The 703-nt window shown below is 57.2% G+C and carries 1 pseudogene; it reads right to left on the bottom strand.

The annotated features are described in order from the left end of the window. Positions 1–703, bottom strand: a pseudogene (locus tag U5A67_RS40470) (filamentous hemagglutinin); the annotation flags it as partial.

Raw genomic sequence — 703 nt, 5'->3', positions numbered from 1 at the left:
CGACATTTGGTCCGGATCCGTCACGGTGCCATAATCGATGTTCACGCCGCTGGAGGTGTGCTGAAAGAACAGAAAGCGCCCACCCTCATCGGAATATGCGACCGGCGTGCCTCCACTGATCCCTGACGTGTGCTCAATTTCATTGACTACGTCGCCGTCGGCAGCAAGTGTGATACCGCCATTGGCAAGAATGCGTGCATTTTCATTCGTGATTTGGCCGCCAGCGGCGATCGAAGCGGTCCCGTTGGCAGCGAACAGGATTCCCAGATTGGCAGGATCTGACAGGTTCGTCACATTGCCACTCGCCTGGAGCGTCAGATCGCCTCCGGCTGCCTCGCCGCTTGTGGAAATGTAGCCAGCCTGGAGAAGGCTGCCGGTATTGCTTATGTCTCCCGAGCTCGTCATCGTCAGGCTGCCGTCTGCCGTGATTTCGGACTCTGCAAGGTCATCGTCGGCAATGGCGATATTCGAGCCTTTGAGGCTCGTGTCTGCGTTGGTTCCAACTGTACTTCCTTCTGTCGTAAGCGATCCGCTTGCTAAGAGCGAAACGTCGCCATTTGCCAGGATCTGCGCATCGCGCAAATCAAGGTCAGTTCCGGCATCGATAGAAAGTGTGCCGCTGGCCTGTACTGGCACACCAGAAAGGGCAATTGCTCCGGTCGCCGTCAATGAAACGTCATTGGCCGCGGTGATCGAGCCGCCT

It is taken from the genome of Paraburkholderia sp. J69-1 (assembly GCF_905220255.1).
Lineage (GTDB): Bacteria > Pseudomonadota > Gammaproteobacteria > Burkholderiales > Burkholderiaceae > Paraburkholderia.
This window is presented reverse-complemented; position numbering and strand designations above follow the sequence as displayed.